The organism is Streptomyces sp. Da 82-17 (assembly GCF_046098215.1).
Lineage (GTDB): Bacteria > Actinomycetota > Actinomycetes > Streptomycetales > Streptomycetaceae > Streptomyces.
Genome location: NZ_JBJURH010000025.1, coordinates 115,115 through 132,356, shown reverse-complemented (window position 1 = coordinate 132,356; position 17,242 = coordinate 115,115). Strand labels below are relative to the sequence as shown.

Here is a 17,242-nt window from a genome sequence, read left to right as displayed (position 1 = left end):
CGAGAGCCGCCGTCGCCCCCTGCGGTGAACCTCACCGCAGGGGGCGTCTGCGTGCCCGCCGCATCCTCGGCGGGTCCGCCACCGGTACCGCCTCCGCGCCGTCCCGGACCGCCCGCTCGGCCGCCTCGGCGTCGGCCCCGGCGAACACCAGCACGTCCTCCACCGCGAGCCGCACGCCCTCCCACACGCCGACCGTGCGCGCCGGGCCGGCGTCCGGGGCGTTCCGCACGATGTTCAACGCCCACCCGATGGCGAACCGGCGGACGGCCCGGCTGCCCGGAGCCGACGCCAACGCGTCGAGTACGGCCGACAGTTCCCGTACGGTGGGGGCGAACCGCTGCCGGTGGGCGGGGTCGAGGGCGAGGGCGCCGCGGATGAGGGTCAGGCAGCTGTTGCCGAGCAGGTCGAGCCGCGCGGCCGAGGCGAGTTCACGGCCGATCGGTTCCGTTCCGCGGCGCCAGTGGAGCGTACGGCGGGCGAGGGTGACGGTGTCGGTGCGGGCCCGGCCGAGGTCGTTGAGGTGGGCGTAGACCGTGCGCACCTCGTCCCAGGTGCCGGACGCCCCGGCGGGCCCCTGAGCCGCCTCGTCCGCCTCGTCGGACTCCAGGACCCGCGCCGTGAGTTCGAGCGCCCGCCCGAGCCCGGTCAGCGTTCCGGCCTCCGCCCGGCGCAGCAGGGCCAACGGGTGGGCGGGGAACAGGAGTTGGCTGAAGACCAGGGCCACGCCGCCGCCGAGGAGCGCGTCAAGGACCCGGTCGACGCCCGCCTGCTGCCCGGCGGCGACGGAGATGACCGCGCCGACGGCCGCCTGCGCCATGGTGATGCGCTCCCCGTCGACCGCCAACGCGACGAGCAGCGCGCACAGGACGGCGACCCCGACCGCCGTCGTACCCGCACCGAGCAGCGTGAACGCCGCCTGCCCGACGACGACGCCGATGACGACGCCGAACACCACCCGCACCGCGTTCGTCCCGCGCCCGCCGAGCGCCGTGTTGAGGGCCACGAGGGTCGCGATCGGCGCGAACAGCGGGAGGTGGTGGTCGAAGACGATCCGGGCGATCCACCACGACAGGGTCGCGGCCACGGCCTGCTGCAGCACCGGCCACACGTTCTCCCTGAGACGCCCCCACACCCGGCTCACCCGAGGAGCCCCTCAGGCCTCGCCGAACAACCGCCGCCCCGGCTGGTGCCAGGCCCGCAGCCCCGGCAGCCGCTCCGCCGCCTCCGGACCCCAACTCCCTTGCTCGTACGGCAGGGGAGGGGCGGTGGGGGAGAGCAGCGGTTCGCAGATGCGCCAGCACTCCAGGATCACCGGGAAGAACGCGAACGTCTCCGGATCGCCCACCACGGCGCCGTACAGGATGTTCTCGTACGGCAGTTCCTGGCGGCCGAGGACGGACGCGAAGTCGACGCCGACGGGCACCGTGACCGGGCGTTCCACGCCTTCCTCGGGTTTGCGCAGCATCAGGTCGGCGCGGATGCCGGTGTCGCCGTCGACGCGGAAGCGGATCAGGTTGGGCGCGGTCCCCGACGCGTCGCCGCCGAAGAGTTCGAGGGGCGGGCGGCGCAGTTCGACGACCACCTCGGTCGCGGTGACGGCGAGGGACTTGCCGCTGCGCAGGTGGAACGGCACCCCGGACCAGCGCCAGTTGTCGATGAACAGGGTGGTCGCGAAGTACGTCTCGGTCGTGGAGTCCGGTTTGACGCCCTCCACGTCCAGGTAGCCGCGGTACTGGCCGCGGACCGTGGCGGCCGGGTCCATCGAGCGGGTCGCGTGCAGGACCCGCCACTTCTCCAGGGCGAGGGCACTGGCCTGCGAGACGTTCGGCGGGTCCATCGCCAGGTAGGTGAGGATCTGCAGCATGTGGTTCTGGACGACGTCGCGCAGACAGCCCACGGAGTCGTAGAACGAGCCGCGGTCGGCGACGTCGAAGTCCTCGGCGAGCGTGATCTGCACGTTGTCGACGTAGGCGCGGTGCCAGATCGGCGCGAGCAGCGTGTTCGCGAAGCGGGCCACCATCAGGCTCTCCACCGCGTCGTTGCCGAGGAAGTGGTCGACGCGCAGCAGATGCCGGTCGTCGAAGCAGGCGCCGAGCTCGGCCTGCAACTGCCGTGCGGACGCGGTGTCGTGGCCGAACGGCTTCTCCACGACGAGCCGCGAGCGGCGGTTGAGGCCCGCGTCGGCCAGCGCCTGCGCGACGGTCGTGAACAGGCCGGGCGGCACGGCCAGATAGTGGGTGACGAACCCGTACGGCTCGACGGCCGCCCGCAGCCGCGCGAACGTGTCCGGGTCGGTGAAGTCGCCGGGCACGATGGACAGGCGCGCGGCGAGCCGGGCGAAGACCTTCTCGTCGAAGTCGGGCACCGCCGACACGACCGCCGCCCGGGCGTGCGCGCGGAGCCGCTCGTCGTCCCAGGGTCCGGCGGCCACCCCGACGACGGGCACGGTGAGCCGGCCGTTCTCGGTGAGCCGGTACAGGGCCGGGAGCAGCATCTTCTTGGCCAGGTCGCCGGTGATGCCGAAGAGGACCAGGGCGTCCGAGTCCTCCAGGTCGGCGGAGTCGACGAGGGTGTCGCTCATGCGGACGGTCCTTTCCGGGAGGGCACGGCCGCGCCGGGCTCGCCGCCCGTCGTACGGCCGAATCGGGACTGCAGGGCGGCGTCGATCTGTTCGGCGTCCCGGCCCCGCGTCTCGGGCAGATAGCGGTGGACGAAGAAGAACGCGAACACACAGATCGCCGCGAAGATCCAGAACGTCTCGCCCTGGCCGAGCGCGCTCGCGAGCGGCAGGAACGCGAGGCTGACGACGAAGTTCGAGACCCAGTTGACGGCCGTCGACAGACTGGAGCCCTCCGCCCGCACGGACGGCGGGAAGATCTCGCCGATCAGCGTCCAGAACACCGGGCCGAGGCCGCCCGCGAACGCCGCGATGTAGACCACCATGAACAGCAGCGTCAGCGTCGAGTTCATGTCCACGACGAACGCGAGACCGAGCAGGAAGATCGACACGGCCATGATCCCGAGCGAGACGAGCACCATCGGCCGCCGCCCCGCCTTGTCGACGAGCCGGATCGCGACCACGGTCATCACCAGGTTGATGAGGCCGATGAACACCGAGTAGAGGATCGCGTTGGAGGCGTTGAGTCCGGTCTGCTCGATGATCGTCGGGGCGTAGTAGATGATCGTGTTGATGCCGCCGAACTGCTGCACGGCGGCGAGCGTCAGGCCGACGATCAGGGCCGGCCGCACATCGGGGGCGAACAGCCGCTTCCGGGCCTGTGCGCCCTCCGCCTCGCGCCGTGCCTGCTTCTTCCGCTCCTCGGCCACCCGCCGCTGCACCCGCGCGACGAGCGTGTCCGCGGTGGCCGCGTCGGTGAGGGCGGCGATCTCGCGGCGGGCGACGTCCGCCTGCCCGTGCGTGATCAGCCACTGCGGCGACTCCGGCAGGAACCACAGCGCGGCCGCGACGAGCAGCACCGCCGGGACCGCGCCCACGGCGAACATCAACCGCCAGGCCTCGCTGCTCGCGAACACCAGGTTGACCATGTACGCGACCAGGATGCCGACCGTGATCATCAGCTGGTTCATGGTCAGGAGCCGGCCGCGGATCTTCGTCGGGGAGATCTCCGACAGGTACACCGGCACCGTCGCCGAGGCCGCCCCGACCGACAGGCCGAGCACGATCCGCCCGGCCATCAGCGTCAGATAGCCGCCCGCCAGCGCCGCGATCGCCGTGCCGACGACGAACACCGCGCCGATCAGCCCGAGCGCCTTGCGCCGGCCGAACCGGTCGGCGAGCCCGCCGGCCGCGGTGGCGCCGACCACCGCGCCGACGAGCAGCACGCTGACGACGCTGCCCTGCTCGAAGGAGTTCAGCTGGAAGTCGTGCTTGATGTACAGCAGCGCCCCGGACACGACGCCCGTGTCGAAGCCGAAGAGGAACCCGCCGAGGGCGATGGCGGCGGCCCACTGCGTGATCCTGCGGACGGCCCTCGGCGGCGCCTCGATCAGCGGACCCTGCGTACCCGGTTCTCTGGAGAAACCCTGAACCATGCTGCGCCCTGTCTCGTCGACGGCGGATGAGCCGATCGTCGTCACCCGGCTGGGCGGACGGCGCGTTCAGGTGGGCATTCGGGTGACGGGTGCGGGCCCCCGGGTCAGGCCTCCCGGGCCTGCCGCAGCAGGTGGTCGCGTACGAGCGCGACGTGCGGGTTCGTCGACGCCCCGGGCCGTTGCACGAGGAAGCTGGTGTTGATCGGCGGGTCGTCCGGGTCGTGCAGCAGGACGAGGGCGCCCGAGGCGAGCTCGGCGGCGCACAGGTAGCGGGGCAGCACGCTGAACCCGGCGCCGCCGACGACGGCGCCCTTGACCGCGCGCAGGTCGGGCACGGTGACCGTCGGGTTCCGGGTCAGGCGCTTGCCGAACACGTGCCGCCAGTAGCGGCGGACGATCGGCACGTCCTCGGCGTACGCGACGAGCGGCACGCCGTGCAGCGCGGCCGGGCCCTCCGCGGCGAGGCGCGCACCGCCGCGCTCGGCCCACGCGGGCGCGGCGACCAGGACGAACTCCTCGTCGGTCAGCGGCACCGAGGCGAGGGCGCGGCCGCGCGGCCGGAGCGTGGCGAGGACCAGGTCGTGCCGGCCGGCGCGCAGCGCGTCGAGCAGGTCGTCGGTGAGGCCGAACGCGATGCGCAGGCGCACGCCCCGGTCGACGAGCGGGGCGAGCGTCGGCGCCACGCAGTGCGTCAGGTACTCGGCGGGCCCTGCCAGATGTACGGGCTCCGCGGTCTGCTCGCCGAGCAGCGCGCCGGCGCCGCCGACCGGGCCGAGCGCGTCGAGGGGTTCCATGACGCGGGCGGCCAGCTCGTCGGCGAACGGGGTCGGGGCGACGCCGCGCGAAAGCCGCTCGAACAGCTCCCGGCCCAACTGGCTCTCCAGGGACCGGATCTGCGTCGTCACCGTCGGCTGGGACAGGCCCAGCATGCGGGCGCCCGCGGTGAAAGCGCCCGCCCGGTACACGGCGAGGAACGTGCGCAGCAGATTCAGGTCGAGCAGGCCACTGCCCTGCGGCGACGGCGAGCCCGGCCGCAACCCCTGCCGCATTCCCGGCCGTCCATCGGAATCCCTATCTCTCACATGCCTGAGCCTATTGGATCCCGATGGGTCGACGGCCCTACCGTCGAGCCTGTCGCCGCGCCACGGTCGCCGCACCACGGACGACCTGGAAGCGTCGGCGGCGTACCGCTTCCCGATCCCGTACGGGATCCGCACCCACGGAGAGCCACCCCATGTCGAAGATCCTCTTCGTCCTCACCGGCGCCGACCACTGGACCCTCGCCGACGGCACCGAGCACCCCACCGGCTTCTGGGCCGAGGAGGCCGTCGCCCCGTACGAGGCGTTCAAGGCGGCCGGCCACGAGGTCGTCGTCGCCACGCCCGGCGGGGTCGTGCCCACCGTCGACAAGGGCAGCCTCGCCCCCGAGGCCAACGGCGGGCAGGAGAACGCCGACCGCATCGCCGACGCCCTCGCCGCCTTCACCGAACTGCAGTCGCCCCTCGCCCTCGAGGACGTGGACCTCGACGACTACGCCGCTGTGTTCTACCCCGGCGGCCACGGCCCGATGGAGGACCTGGCCGTCGACGCCACCTCGGGCCGCCTCCTCACCCGCGCCCTGGAGTCCGGCAAGCCGCTCGGCGTGGTCTGCCACGGCCCGGCCGCGCTCCTCGCCGCGACGAAGGGCGACGGGAGCAACGCCTTCGCCGGGTACGACATCGCCGCGTTCACCGACGCCGAGGAGGCGCAGGCCGGCTTCGCGGACAAGGCGAAGTGGCTGCTCCAGTCCCGTCTCGTCGACGCGGGCGTCAACGTGAAGGCGGGCGAGCCGTGGGCGGTGAACGTGGTCGTCGACCGCAACCTCGTCACCGGCCAGAACCCGGCGTCCTCCGCGCCGCTCGCCGCCGAGCTGCTGAAGAAGCTGGGCTGACGCCGGCCTACGACGCGGACTCCCGCCGTGGCGCGGGGGCGGCCGGAGCGGACGCGTTCCGCCGCCCCCGGTCGCAGGCGATCAGGCAGACGGAGCTGAGCAGGGCCATGCCGGCGAAGGCCGCGGCGACCGGCACCCAGGAGTCGCCGGAGGAGCTGAACAGCCAGGACGCCGCGGTCGGCGCCGCCGTGCCGACCAGGCCCGCCGTCTGGAACGCGAGCGAGAGCCCGGTGTAGCGGACGCGCGGCTCGAACCAGGTCGAGGCGAGGGTGCCGATCGCCGCGTACGCGATGGCGCTGGCGAGCATCGGCAGGCACATCGCCAGCCAGAGGCCGGGCACCGACCGGGTGTCCGCGAGCCAGAACATGGGCGCGGCCACGACCAGGTGCAGCAGCATGCCGACGAGGGTCACGCGGCTCATCCCGTACCGGTCGGCGGCGATCGCGGCCAGCGGGATCGCGACGATGACGACGACGGACGCGGCGGTTCCGGCGGCGGCGGCCTGGGAGTCGGTGAAGCCGAGGCTGCCGACCGCGTACGTCGACATGAAGGTGACCACCACGTAGTAGCCGCCGACCGTGACGAGGAACGCGCCGGACGCGAGCAGCCACTGCTTCCACGCCCCGCGGAGCACGGCCACGAACGGCGCCGCCTGCTTCTCCTCGGCCCGCTCGGCCGCTCTGGCCGCCTCGAACTCCGGTGACTCCTCCATGGAGCGGCGGATGAGGAACCCGGTCAGGACGAGGACGGCGGAGAGCAGGAACGGGATCCGCCAGGCCCAGTCGACGAGCGCGTCGTGACCGGCGAGCGCCACCAGGGCGAAGACGCCGGTGGACAGGAAGTAGCCGACGCCGTCGCCGACTTGGGGGAACGAGCCGAAGAACGCCTTCCGCCGCGGCGGCGCGTGCTCGACCGCGAACAGCACCGCGCCGCCCCACTCGCCGCCGACCGCGAGCGACTGCAGCATGCGGATCGCGACCAGCAGCACGGGCGCGGTCACGCCGATGGCGTCGTACGTGGGCAGCAGGCCGATGCAGACCGTGGCGCCGCCCATCAGGAGCATGGACCAGATCAGGGCGGGCTTGCGGCCGAAGCGGTCGCCGATGTGCCCGAAGACGATCGCGCCGAGCGGCCGTCCGAGTGCGCCGACGAACAGCGTGGCGAAGGACATGAGCGTGCCGAGCGCGCGGTTCACGTCGGGGAAGAACAGCTCGGGGAAGACGAGGGCCGCGGCGGTGGCGTAGATGCCGAAGTCGTACCACTCGACGCTCGTCCCGATGAGGGAGGCGGTGGCCACCTTCCAGGGCTTCGACCGGCGTCGGGGAACGGGCCGGGAGTCCCGGTCCGCGGGACCCGGCCCACCCGCCGGATCGGTCCGGTCCGTCGTGGTGGCCGGGGACGTGCCGCGCTCTGCGCTCATGTGCACACTCCTTCACGGCCCTCGCTCGGGCCGGGGAGAGGTATGGGTTTGGATGGGATCCAAAACTGGCGCCGGTGACGCTAAGCCGGGCACCGGGGGGTGTCAATAGGGTTCGCGCCAAGTCCAATAACATGATTCGGGAGCCGGGCGGCCCGCCCGGCCGCCGGGGCGCGGCGCGCACGGTGCAGCGGGAGGGAATCCGTGAGTACGAAGCAGGAGCCCGAGGAAGAGCGCGGCCAGGCCCCGCGCCAGGCGGCCTCGCGGACGGTGGTCGCCGAGGCGCTGCGGCAGCGCATCGCGCTGGGCGGCTTCGCCCCCGGCGACCGGCTGCCGACCGAGCGCGAGCTGGCGCACACCTTCGGCGTGGGCCGCAACACCGTCCGCCAGGCGCTGCGTGAACTCGCCGACGAGGGCCTGGTGTCGACGACCCTCGGCCGCTCCGGCGGCACCCGCGTCACCCCGCCCGGATCCGGCGGCGGCCGGGCGCGGGCGGCGATCAGCGCGGGCATCCGCGCCTCGCTGCGGGACTACATGGAGTACCGGCAGGCCATCGAGCCGTACGCGGCCCGCCTGGCGGCCGAGCGCGGCTCGGGCGCGGCGCGGCGCGAGCTGGTCGCGCTCCTGGACACCGAGGTGACGGACCTCGGCGCGTACCACCGCACCGACACCCGCTTCCACGTCGGCCTCGCCGAGGCCGGCGGTAACGAGGTCCTCGCCGAGGCGGTGGTCCGGGCGCGGGCGGAGATGTTCGTCGGCGGGAACGCGCTGTGGCTGGGCTCGGACTGGAGCGGGGTCTATCCGACGGACCGGGACTTCGGGCTCGCCTTCCGCGAGGAGCACGAGGCCATCGCGCTGGCCGTGCTCGCCGGGGACGGGGCCGAGGCGGAGGCCCGCATGCGGGCCCACCTGGAGGACTCGCACCGCCAATTCCTCGTCCTGCTCGAACAGTTCGCGGGCCGCGACTGACGCCTCGACCCCGCCGGCCTCCCCGCCGGCCTCCCCGTCCGCCTCCCCGCGGGGCACCTGTTGGTTGACGCCGGGCCGGGGCCCCGCTTAGCCTCCCGAATTGGATCCAGCTGAGACCCAAAACGGCTGGGACCCAACCACTGTGGCGGCGCGCAACGGGAGAGACGGCCTGTGCACTCTTACGACGAGGACCTCACGCAGCAGGTCATGGACCACCTCCTGCACCGACTCCGGCTCGACCCGCCGCCCCTCGGCAGGACCGGCGACCGCGAGGAGCTGCGGCTCGCCCTGAAGGACGGCATCGGTCCCGGACCGCGCGACCCGCGCGACGTCCTGCGCACCTTCGCCGAGTCCGTCGAGCCGACCGTCCTGTCCTGCGACCACCCGGCGTTCCTCGCCTTCATCCCCGGCGCCCCCACCAAGGCCGCGGCGCTGTTCGACATGGCGCTCTCCGCGTCCTCGCTGCACGGCGTCTCCTGGCTGGAGGCCTCGGGCGCGGTCGCCGCGGAGAACCAAGTCCTCGCCCTGCTCGCCGAGTTGGCGGGGCTGCCGGACGGCGCGGGCGGCTGCTTCGTCAGCGGTGGATCGCTCGGCAACCTGTCCGCGCTCGTCGTGGCCCGCGACACCGGGCGCCGCCGGCTCGGACTGCCCGAGCACGCCCCCGTACGCATCGCGGTCAGCGACCAGGTGCACTCCTCGGTCGGCAACACCCTGCGCATCCTCGGCGTCGAACCGCTCGTCGTCGCCACCGCGGACCACCGGCTCACCGGCGACGAGCTGCGGGCCGCGCTCGACGCCGCCGACGCGGACGGCGGGGCTCCGGTCGTCGCGGCCGTGGCCACGGCGGGCACCACCAACGCGGGCATCGTCGACGAGCTGGAAGCCGTCGCCGAGCTCACCCGCGCCCGCGGCCTGTGGCTGCACGTCGACGCGGCGTACGGCGGCGCAGCGCTCTTCGTGCCCGCCGAACGCGACCGGCTGCGCGGCATCGAGCACGCGGACTCCGTCGTCATGGACCCGCACAAGTGGCTGTTCGCCCCGTTCGACTGCGGAGCACTGCTCTACCGCGACCCGGCCCTCGCCCGCGCCGTGCACACCCAGGACGCCTCCTACCTCGACGCCATCCACGGCGCCGCCTCCGCAACTCCCGGCGGACAAGGGGCGGTTGAGGCCGAGGAGGACTGGAACCCCAGCGACTACGCGTACCACCTGACGCGCCGCCCGCGCGGACTGCCGCTGTGGTTCTCCCTCTCGGTCCACGGCACGGACGCCTACCGCGACGCCGTCGCCCGGGGCTTCGAGGTCGCCCGCTACACCGCCCGCCGCACCGAGCGAACCGACGGCCTCGAGCTGCTGCGCGAGCCGGAACTGTCGGTCGTCCTCGTCCGCCGTACGGGCTGGGGGCCGGAGGAGTACTACGCCTGGTCGCGTCAACTCCTCGCCGAGGGAACGGCGTTCGTGACGCCGACGGTCTGGGAGGGCGAGACGGTCGCCCGCCTCGCCTTCCTGCACCCGGGCATCACGGAGGAGACGGTCGACGCGATCCTGACGTCGATGACGGCCTGACACGCCCGCCCGTACGCGCCTGACGGCCGCGGCGCCGACGGGATTCGAACCCGCGGACAGTCGGGGGGCAGGCCCGCCCGCCCCGTTCCCGTCAGTCGACGTGCGCGGGGCCCAGGGGGCGTCTGCCCGATCTTCGTGGGCTCGCGACGCCTGGCACGCTCCCCCAGCATCCGGCCGGGGGTGCCCCCACTCGCCGCACGCCCGGATCACCCAAGTACGTCCAGTACGAGGGAGATCCGGGTGCACGCCGAGAGCACGCTCCCCCAAGCTCTCGGCTCCGCTCGAGCAGGGCGATACCCCCATGACGCCGCGGCCTGATCCACGAAGATCGGACAGACGCCCCCTAGCGCACGCCGATGCAAGGGGCCGCTCTGCCACGGCGCCGCAGCCTGCGGGGGACACGCGCGCCCCCGCTGCGAGCGACGGTACGGGGCGGCCCGTCACGTCTCGACTCCTTTCCCGCCCTCGCCCTCCAGCCTTCGTGGCGCGGGACAGGTCGTCGACGTACTGGCCCGCGGAGTCGAAGCATTTGAACGCCTCCGGGGTGCCCGCGTTGTCCCCGAGCGACCGCAGCCGGCCGGGGGAGTCCAGCGGGAGAGCAGGCCGTTGGGCTTGGAGGCGTCCTCGGTGAGGTACAGGTGGCCGCGCTCGGCGTCGACCACGACCGCCTCGTGGGCGTAGCGGCCGAGCGCCTTGATCGGCCGGGGGCTCAGGTTGGCCGGACTCCAGGACCGTCTCGCCGGTACGGGTCAGGATCCGGTACGAGAAACCCTCGGGGAGCGCGAGGACGCCTTTCGGGTCGGGGACCAGCGGCCCTTATCCGGCGGCGCCGGTCGCGGTGTCGGCGACGGCACCGGGCGCCGTGAGCAGCGCCTCGACGCTGCCGATGAGCACGACGCCGGCCCCGGCCAACGCCGTGCGGCTCAGCAATTCCCTGCGGTTCAACGGCATCTCGTCTCCCGGGCGGATTGGGTGAGGAGTGGGTGAGTGGTTTCCGGCCACGTGTGGAAGCCGGCGCTCCGCCATGCTCACGAGAGGGGGCGAACCGTAGAGGAAGGCGAGGAGAAGGGCTGTGTCCGCTGTTCTCATGTTTCTCATCGGCCGTGCGCCCCGAGGGAGTCGTGGGCCCTGAGGCAGTCGTGCGTCCTGAGACATGAGGCAGCGTTCATATGGACATGAATGTCATTTTCATTTACGGTCCATGGTGACAGCGGATCGCCCCTGCCGGAGGTGAGTTCGGTGAACGCTGCCCCCATCACTCAACGCCCGACCTGGCAGCGGTCGGCGATCCTGGAGGCGCTCACGGAGTGCCCCACGTTCGTCTCCGCGCAGGAGCTGCATGCCCGCCTCGTCCGAAGCGGCACCGCGATCGGCCTGAGCACCGTCTACCGCGCCCTGCGCGGACTCGAGGCCGCGGGCGCGGTGGACGTGGCCCAGGCGGGAACAGCGGAACGGCACTACCGCTGGCGGTGGGGGCCGGGCCACTGCCACTACCTCATCTGCCGCGCCTGCGGCCTGAGTCGGCCGGTCGACTCCGAGGTGGTGGAGGAGTGGGCCGGGCGCATCGCCGCCGCCTCCGGGTTCGCGGCCGTGGAGCACACCGTCGAACTCACCGGCGTCTGCGCCGACTGCACGCAGTGAACGTACGAGCGCCCGATCCCCCGGCCCCTACGAGCGCACGATCCCCCCGGCCCTTACGAGCGCACGATCCCCCCGGGCCCCTACGATCCCCCGACCCTGAGGAGAACACCCCCGTATGACCGACACCGCCGTACGACCGCGCGACGAGCGGGTGCCCGTCACCGTGCTCACCGGGTTTCTGGGAGCGGGCAAGACGACCCTGCTCAACCGGATCCTGACGGAACATCACGGGCTCCGGATCGCGGTCATCGAGAACGAGTTCGGAGAGGTCGGCATCGACGACGCGCTCGTGCTCGACGCCGAAGAAGAGATCTTCGAGATGAACAACGGCTGCATCTGCTGCACCGTGCGCGGCGACCTCATCCGCATCCTCGGTGCCCTGATGCGGCGCCGCGAGAAGTTCGACCACATCCTCATCGAGACGACCGGCCTCGCCGACCCCGCGCCCGTCGCCCAGACCTTCTTCATGGACGACGAGATCGCCTCGCAGCTGCGGCTCGACGCGATCGTCACGCTCGTCGACGCCGGACACGTCCTGCCGCACCTGGACGAGGTGAAGCCGGAAGGCGTCGAGAACGAGGCCGTCGAACAGATCGCGTTCGCCGACCGGGTGGTGCTCAACAAGACCGACCTCGCCGACGCGGACACGCTCGCCCGGATCGAGGCGCGCATCCGCACCATCAACGCCCCCGTGCAGATTCTGCGCGCGCGCCACGCCGAGGTGGACTTCCGGCAGATCCTGGACGTCGGCGCGTTCGACCTGGAGCGAGTGCTCGCCGAGGACCCGACGTTCCTCACCGAGACCGAGCACCAGCACGACGCCTCGGTCACCTCCGTCGGCATCGAGCTCGACGGCGAGGTCGACGACCGGCGCCTCAACGCCTGGCTCGGCACGCTGCTGCGCGACAAGGGCGCCGACATCTTCCGCTCCAAGGGCATCCTCGCGATCGCCGGTGCGGGCCGCCGGTACGTCTTCCAGGGCGTGCACATGCTGCTCATGGGCGAGGAGGGCGCGCCCTGGCGGGACGGCGAGCCGCGCCGCAACCGGCTCGTCTTCATCGGCCGCAACCTCGACCGCGAGGAGCTGGAGCGCGGCTTCGCCTCCTGCCTGGCCACGGCGGGGGCTGCCGTATGAGCGTGTCCGCAACCGACCGAACGGCGAAGAGCCGGCCCGGCGCCCTCGAAGTCGCCTGGGAGATCACCGTCGACGACGCCCCCGTCGCACTCTCCGCCCGCAAGGACTTCGTGGCCGTAGCAGGGGCGGAGGGGCTGGTCCGCGTACTCGACGGGGCGATGGGCGCGGAGATGGGCGCCCTTGAGCTGGCCGGGGGCGCGCTGAGCGTGCAACTCTCGCCCGCGGCCCAGCAGTTGGCCGTCACCGGGCCTTCCGGCTGCGCCCTGTGGCGGCGGGCCGACGGGCGGGTCGTCGTCCGCGAGCAGGGCGCCTGGAGCGCCTCCGCCGCCTGGGCCGACGAGGGCCGCGTGGCCGTCGCCTCGGGCCGCACGGCGGTCGTGCTCGACGCGGACGGCGGGGAGCTGTGGCGTACGGAGCCCGCCAAGTCCACCGTCACGGACCTGGCCTGGCTGCGGCGCGGACGACGGCTCGCGGTCGCGGCGTACGGGGCGGTGCACGGGCACGAGCGGCACACCCCGGCGCCCGTCGTCACGTACCCGTACATCGGCTCCCACCTCGCCCTCGCCGTGTCGCCGACGGAGAAATGGATCTGCAGCGGCAACCAGGACGCGTCCATCCACATCTGGCGCACGCGGGACGGCAGTGAACTGACCATGTCCGGCTACCGGGAGAAGGTCGCGCGCCTAGCCTTCGACGACACCGGCCGCTGGCTCGCCGCCGACGGCGCCCCGGACGTGACGGTCTGGGACTTCGGCGGCCAGGGCCCGGCGGGCACGGCGCCGCGTTCGCTGCGCCGCCACGCCGCGGTGACGGCCCTCGCCTGGCGCCCCGGCGACGCCGGCCACCTCGCCACCGGCGGCCGGGACGGCACGGTGGCCCTCTGGTACGCGACGAGCGGGCGCCCCGACTCCCCGCTCACGCCCGCCCGTTCACTGGACGGCGAGGGCTCCGCGGTCGCGGGGCTCGCCTGGGCGGGGCCGCATCTGCTGGTCGCCGCGTACCGGGACGGTCGCCTGCGCGCGTACCGGGTGCCGTCGCGGACCGAGCTGTGAACGGCCGACGCGGGGCCGTGGGCTCGACCGGCTCCCGTACCACGATCGGCGCGGCGGCTCAGCGGCCGTGCACGCTTGTCGTGTGCCGCGGCTGCTGCTGCGGGAACCCGCGCAAGTACCCGGAGACGGACCACGGTTGGCAGCTGGACCGCATGCGGGCGGCGGCCGACGCCTCGGGCGGTCGGCTCGCCGTGCGGACGACGGACTGCCTCGGCCCCTGCGACCAGGCCAACGTCGTCGTGGTCCAGCCCTCCACGGCGGGCCGCCGCGCCGGGGGCCGGGCCACCTGGGTCGGCTTCGCCATGGGCGACGACAGCACCGACGAACTCCTCGACTGGGTGGCCGCGGGCGGCCCCGGCATCGCCGAGGCCCCGCCCGCGCTGCGGCTGCAGTTCATCCGCCCGCCGCGCGAGGCGATGTCGCGTGCACGCCGCTGAACGGGGCGGGGGCCGCGTGCCGCACACGGCCCCCGCCGGGGTCGCCGTCCCGGACGCGGCCCCCGCCGGGGTTCCCGTTCCGGCGCGGCTCGACGACGCCACCGCCGCCTCGATCGCGGTCATGCTCCAGGCCCTGGCCACGCCCTCACGGCTGCGGATCCTCACGACGCTGCGGCACGGGCCGTACGACGTCGGCTCCCTCGCCGACGCCGTCGGCATGGAGCACTCCGCCGTCTCCCACCAACTCCGCCTGCTGCGCGCCCTCGGCCTGGTCACCGGCCACCGCGAGGGCCGCCGCATCGTCTACCGCCTGTACGACGACCACGTCGCCCAACTCCTCGACCAGGCCGTCCACCACATCGAGCACCTGCTCATCGAGTCCCGCCCGGCGCACCACCACTCCACCGCAACCACAGCAGCGCGCACAACGGAAGCGCCGACGGCAGCCAGCCGTACCCCGAGCCGAACCCCGACCACACACTCGCCTCGGGAAAGTGGCCGGGAGCGATGAGGCTGTACGCGCCCACGCCGACGACACCGGCCAGTTCGAGCACGCACAGCCGCAGGGCCCACCGCCGCGCCGGGCCACTCCTTCCGGCGTCGTCGCGCTCGGCGGCTCGGAGGGCGAGCAGACCTGCGACGTAGACCGCTGCCGCGCAGGCGGAGAGCGCGTATGGGACGGGGGCCCGCGAGGCGTGCGTGGCGAGTTGGACCGTGCTGCGGCCGACCGCCGCGAGCGCGAACACCGCGTACACGGCGGTCAGCAGCCGGCCGGTGACCTCGGCGCCGGCCCACGGTCCACCGGTCCGCTCGGTCCGACCGGTCACCTCAGGCATACGGCGCCCCCGACGTCACCTGCAGCCGCAGCGTCACCACGGCGACCGCCGCGCACGCGACGGCGTCGAGGATGCTCGTGGACCTCCGCCCGTCCCGCAGGACCACCGTGAACAGCGGCAGCAGGACGAGCGAGGCGACGAGGTACGACAGGTGGGTGGCCAGGTCGTCCGGGCGGCGCCCGGTGGCGAGGTCGACCGCCTCGATCGCCGCCTGCACGACCAGCCCGGCCTGCAGGACCCACAGCGCGGCCCGGCGCGGATCGGGCCCGCCCCCTTCCCGGCGGTCGTCGCGCCGTACCGAGTGCGCCGCCGACCACAGGGCGACGCCGAACGCGTAGAGCACGATGGTGAGGGCGAGGGGCGCGCTCATGCGGACACCTCGTCCCCCTGCCGCTCCTGCTTGTCCTGCCGCTCGCGCAGACCGGCGCGGCGGGCGCGCTGCTTGCGTCTGCGGGACAGCCAGGTGGCCGTGCCGGTGAGCGCGAGGAGCAGCGGCAGCAGCCCGAAGACGGCCCAGACGGTGCGCCACCAGCCGTTCACGTACCAGCCGAAGTGGCTGGTGTAGACGGCCTGTTCGTAGAACGTGTTGGACGCGGTGGAGCCCTCGCCGTCCCACACGACCTTCACGTGGTCGGCGTCGTGCCGGTCGACGTAGACCCAGCCGTTGCCGGCCAGCATGGTCTCGCTGTACGGGTCCTTGCCGGGCTGGGAGATCTCGAAGAGGTAGCCGGCGGCGGGGTTGTCGGCGGCGGGCAGCCGGTTGTTGTGGATTTCTCCGGGTACGGCGGCGACGGCGGCCGCGGCGGCCTCGTCCACGCCGATGTCCGGGGTTCCGGCCTTGACGGGGCGGCTGGTGAAGTCCCAGTTCTGCGACTTGATCTCGGCCGGGTTCCCCGCCGTAGCCACCAGCCACGCCTTCTGCACGGACGGGAATTTGGCGGCGGCACCGGTGATCGCCCACATCAGCAGGAAGGGTACGGCGACGATGCCGACGACCTTGTGGAGTTCACGGTTGCGTACGTAACCGCTCTTGCCGCGGCGCACCTTGAACCCGGACGCGAAGCGTTTGACGCCCGGCCACCAGAGGAAGATTCCGGAGGCCGCGAGGAACAGCAGAAGAAGTCCGGAGAAGCCGACGATCGCCGCCCCGTACGTCATGCCTTCCAACTCGGCGATGCCGAACGAGGGAATGGTTTCGCCGAGCGCGGGAATGTAGCCGGGATACGCCGGATTGGACAGGCCGAAGGCGTGCAGGTTTTCCACGAAACCCTGGAATCCGCCGTAGTAGTGCCCGGAGCCGGTGATGTCTCCGGTCCCCGGGTCGACGGCGTGGAGCCGGTTGAGATCCGGGTCCGTGACGAGGTAGATGCCTTCGTCGGGAATGACGTTCCCGGGAACGAATCCGGGGTGCGCCTCCCTCACCTTCGCCAGCGCCTCGCCGGCGGTGAGCGGGTCGGCGGACGCGGTGGGGCGGTAGAGGTCGGAGTTCGTGGCGCGGAAGATCTCGGCGTCATACAGCAGGGGAACGCCGCAGGTCGTGACGGCGAGGAGTACGACGCCCAGGACGAGGGTCGCCCAGCGGTGCAGGGCGGTGAGGCCGCGGCGGACGGGCCCCGGTCGTCTCGGTCTTCTCGCTCTTCCTGGCCGGCGAGTGTCCCGCTCGGGAATCGTCATGAAATGCCTTTCGCTCACGGAAAGACGCGTACGGGGGCTGCGAGGAAAAGAGGGGGAGGAGTTATGGGGAGGGCGACTCGCGGGGAGGGGAGTGGCGCCTGACGGGGCGCGCCCGGTATGCCGGTTCACGGCACCGGGCGGCGGCGCACAGCACGCGAACTCCAACGCCCTTGTGGGGCCTCGGAGTTCGGCCAGACTAACGACCGAATCCACCCATGCACAGCCCCAGTCGCTGAATACCTGCCTACGTCCGGGAAACCCGGCGCCGCAGGGGTGCCCCGTGCGCGGGCCCGCCCTACTGTCGATGTACGCCCACTGATCGGAGGCCGTCGTGATGCGTGGCCCGAGTCGTCTGATCGCACGCGCCGTCGTCGTGCTGGCCGCCGCCGTTCTGGCGGTGTGGGTGGCCTTCGAGTTGGTGAAGCGGCTCTGACGCACGTTCCGGGAACGGGGGCGGGCGCGCGTTCCGGGAACGGGTCGGGCCGCTTCCCCCGAGGGAAGGCGGCCCGATGGGTCGTCGGAATGCGGTCAG

15 protein-coding genes and 1 pseudogene are annotated in these 17,242 nt (G+C 73.0%); 8 read left to right on the top strand and 8 right to left on the bottom strand.

What is annotated here, in order from left to right:
* Nucleotides 1–31 precede the first annotated feature (31 nt).
* The 4 genes from ACIDOF_RS32360 to ACIDOF_RS32345 all read right to left on the bottom strand — a co-directional run bounded on the left by ACIDOF_RS32360 (nucleotide 32) and on the right by ACIDOF_RS32345 (nucleotide 5,102).
* The gene (locus tag ACIDOF_RS32360; protein WP_409009744.1) at nucleotides 32–1,099 is read right to left on the bottom strand and encodes an FUSC family protein; all 1,068 of its coding nucleotides are present in this window, start codon (nucleotides 1,097–1,099) and stop codon (nucleotides 32–34) included.
* 54 nt (nucleotides 1,100–1,153) lie between these two features.
* Nucleotides 1,154–2,581 carry a glucose-6-phosphate dehydrogenase gene (gene zwf / locus ACIDOF_RS32355; protein ID WP_409009743.1) on the bottom strand — a complete coding sequence of 476 codons (1,428 nt, stop codon included), beginning with the start codon at nucleotides 2,579–2,581 and terminating at the stop codon, nucleotides 1,154–1,156.
* On the bottom strand, nucleotides 2,578–4,053 hold the full coding sequence (locus ACIDOF_RS32350) for a sugar porter family MFS transporter (RefSeq protein WP_409009742.1): 1,476 nt from the start codon (nucleotides 4,051–4,053) through the stop codon (nucleotides 2,578–2,580). The genes zwf and ACIDOF_RS32350 overlap by 4 nt, the downstream gene beginning before the upstream one ends.
* 104 nt (nucleotides 4,054–4,157) lie before the next feature.
* On the bottom strand, nucleotides 4,158–5,102 hold the full coding sequence (locus ACIDOF_RS32345) for a LysR family transcriptional regulator (protein WP_409009741.1): 945 nt from the start codon (nucleotides 5,100–5,102) through the stop codon (nucleotides 4,158–4,160).
* A 185-nt stretch (nucleotides 5,103–5,287) separates the two neighbouring features.
* Here ACIDOF_RS32345 and ACIDOF_RS32340 point away from each other — a divergent pair, with 185 nt between their 5' ends.
* Nucleotides 5,288–5,983, top strand: coding sequence for a type 1 glutamine amidotransferase domain-containing protein (locus ACIDOF_RS32340; protein ID WP_409009740.1), 696 nt, complete (start codon nucleotides 5,288–5,290; stop codon nucleotides 5,981–5,983).
* Nucleotides 5,984–5,990: 7 nt separating this feature from the next.
* Here ACIDOF_RS32340 and ACIDOF_RS32335 read toward each other — a convergent pair whose 3' ends face one another.
* The gene (locus ACIDOF_RS32335; RefSeq protein ID WP_409009739.1) at nucleotides 5,991–7,403 is read right to left on the bottom strand and encodes an MFS transporter; all 1,413 of its coding nucleotides are present in this window, start codon (nucleotides 7,401–7,403) and stop codon (nucleotides 5,991–5,993) included.
* A 201-nt stretch (nucleotides 7,404–7,604) separates the two neighbouring features.
* Between ACIDOF_RS32335 and ACIDOF_RS32330 the strand changes: the two genes are divergently transcribed.
* Nucleotides 7,605–8,369, top strand: coding sequence for a FadR/GntR family transcriptional regulator (locus tag ACIDOF_RS32330; protein WP_409009738.1), 765 nt, complete (start codon nucleotides 7,605–7,607; stop codon nucleotides 8,367–8,369).
* Between the two features lie 171 nt (nucleotides 8,370–8,540).
* Nucleotides 8,541–9,935 carry a pyridoxal phosphate-dependent decarboxylase family protein gene (locus ACIDOF_RS32325; protein ID WP_409009737.1) on the top strand — a complete coding sequence of 465 codons (1,395 nt, stop codon included), beginning with the start codon at nucleotides 8,541–8,543 and terminating at the stop codon, nucleotides 9,933–9,935.
* Between the two features lie 471 nt (nucleotides 9,936–10,406).
* Here ACIDOF_RS32325 and ACIDOF_RS32320 read toward each other — a convergent pair.
* Nucleotides 10,407–10,886, bottom strand: a pseudogene (locus tag ACIDOF_RS32320) (alkaline phosphatase PhoX); the annotation flags it as partial.
* 288 nt (nucleotides 10,887–11,174) lie between these two features.
* Between ACIDOF_RS32320 and ACIDOF_RS32315 the strand changes: the two are divergent.
* From ACIDOF_RS32315 to ACIDOF_RS32295, 5 genes are all read left to right on the top strand, one after another.
* Complete coding sequence (locus ACIDOF_RS32315; RefSeq protein WP_409009736.1) at nucleotides 11,175–11,576, top strand: Fur family transcriptional regulator; 402 nt, start codon at nucleotides 11,175–11,177, stop codon at nucleotides 11,574–11,576.
* A gap of 115 nt (nucleotides 11,577–11,691) precedes the next feature.
* Nucleotides 11,692–12,711, top strand: a complete 1,020-nt coding sequence (locus ACIDOF_RS32310; RefSeq protein WP_409009735.1) for a CobW family GTP-binding protein — start codon at nucleotides 11,692–11,694, stop codon at nucleotides 12,709–12,711.
* A complete protein-coding gene (locus ACIDOF_RS32305; RefSeq protein ID WP_409009734.1) occupies nucleotides 12,708–13,763 on the top strand; it encodes a WD40 repeat domain-containing protein in 1,056 nt (351 codons plus the stop codon). Before ACIDOF_RS32310 ends, ACIDOF_RS32305 begins: the two co-directional genes overlap by 4 nt.
* Complete coding sequence (locus ACIDOF_RS32300; protein WP_409009733.1) at nucleotides 13,760–14,200, top strand: (2Fe-2S) ferredoxin domain-containing protein; 441 nt, start codon at nucleotides 13,760–13,762, stop codon at nucleotides 14,198–14,200. Before ACIDOF_RS32305 ends, ACIDOF_RS32300 begins: the two co-directional genes overlap by 4 nt.
* Nucleotides 14,201–14,216: 16 nt before the next feature.
* Nucleotides 14,217–14,711: an ArsR/SmtB family transcription factor gene (locus ACIDOF_RS32295; protein WP_409009752.1), complete on the top strand. Its 495-nt coding sequence runs from the start codon at nucleotides 14,217–14,219 to the stop codon at nucleotides 14,709–14,711.
* A 317-nt stretch (nucleotides 14,712–15,028) separates the two neighbouring features.
* Here the strand turns inward: ACIDOF_RS32295 and ACIDOF_RS32290 are convergent, their stop codons facing one another.
* Complete coding sequence (locus ACIDOF_RS32290; protein WP_409009732.1) at nucleotides 15,029–15,406, bottom strand: hypothetical protein; 378 nt, start codon at nucleotides 15,404–15,406, stop codon at nucleotides 15,029–15,031.
* Nucleotides 15,403–16,728 (bottom strand): PepSY-associated TM helix domain-containing protein, encoded by a 1,326-nt coding sequence (locus tag ACIDOF_RS32285; protein WP_409009731.1) that lies wholly within the window; start codon nucleotides 16,726–16,728, stop codon nucleotides 15,403–15,405. Before ACIDOF_RS32285 ends, ACIDOF_RS32290 begins: the two co-directional genes overlap by 4 nt.
* Nucleotides 16,729–17,242 lie beyond the last annotated feature (514 nt).

Bases quoted from the DNA above. Each gene is read 5' to 3' on its own strand.
- zwf (WP_409009743.1), bottom strand. From the start codon at position 2,581: ATGAGCGACACCCTCGTCGACTCCGCCGACCTGGAGGACTCGGACGCC.
- ACIDOF_RS32350 (WP_409009742.1), bottom strand. From the start codon at position 4,053: ATGGTTCAGGGTTTCTCCAGAGAACCGGGTACGCAGGGTCCGCTGATC.
- ACIDOF_RS32345 (WP_409009741.1), bottom strand. From the start codon at position 5,102: ATGCGGCAGGGGTTGCGGCCGGGCTCGCCGTCGCCGCAGGGCAGTGGC.
- ACIDOF_RS32340 (WP_409009740.1), top strand. From the start codon at position 5,288: ATGTCGAAGATCCTCTTCGTCCTCACCGGCGCCGACCACTGGACCCTC.
- ACIDOF_RS32335 (WP_409009739.1), bottom strand. From the start codon at position 7,403: ATGAGCGCAGAGCGCGGCACGTCCCCGGCCACCACGACGGACCGGACC.
- ACIDOF_RS32310 (WP_409009735.1), top strand. From the start codon at position 11,692: ATGACCGACACCGCCGTACGACCGCGCGACGAGCGGGTGCCCGTCACC.
- ACIDOF_RS32305 (WP_409009734.1), top strand. From the start codon at position 12,708: ATGAGCGTGTCCGCAACCGACCGAACGGCGAAGAGCCGGCCCGGCGCC.
- ACIDOF_RS32290 (WP_409009732.1), bottom strand. From the start codon at position 15,406: ATGAGCGCGCCCCTCGCCCTCACCATCGTGCTCTACGCGTTCGGCGTC.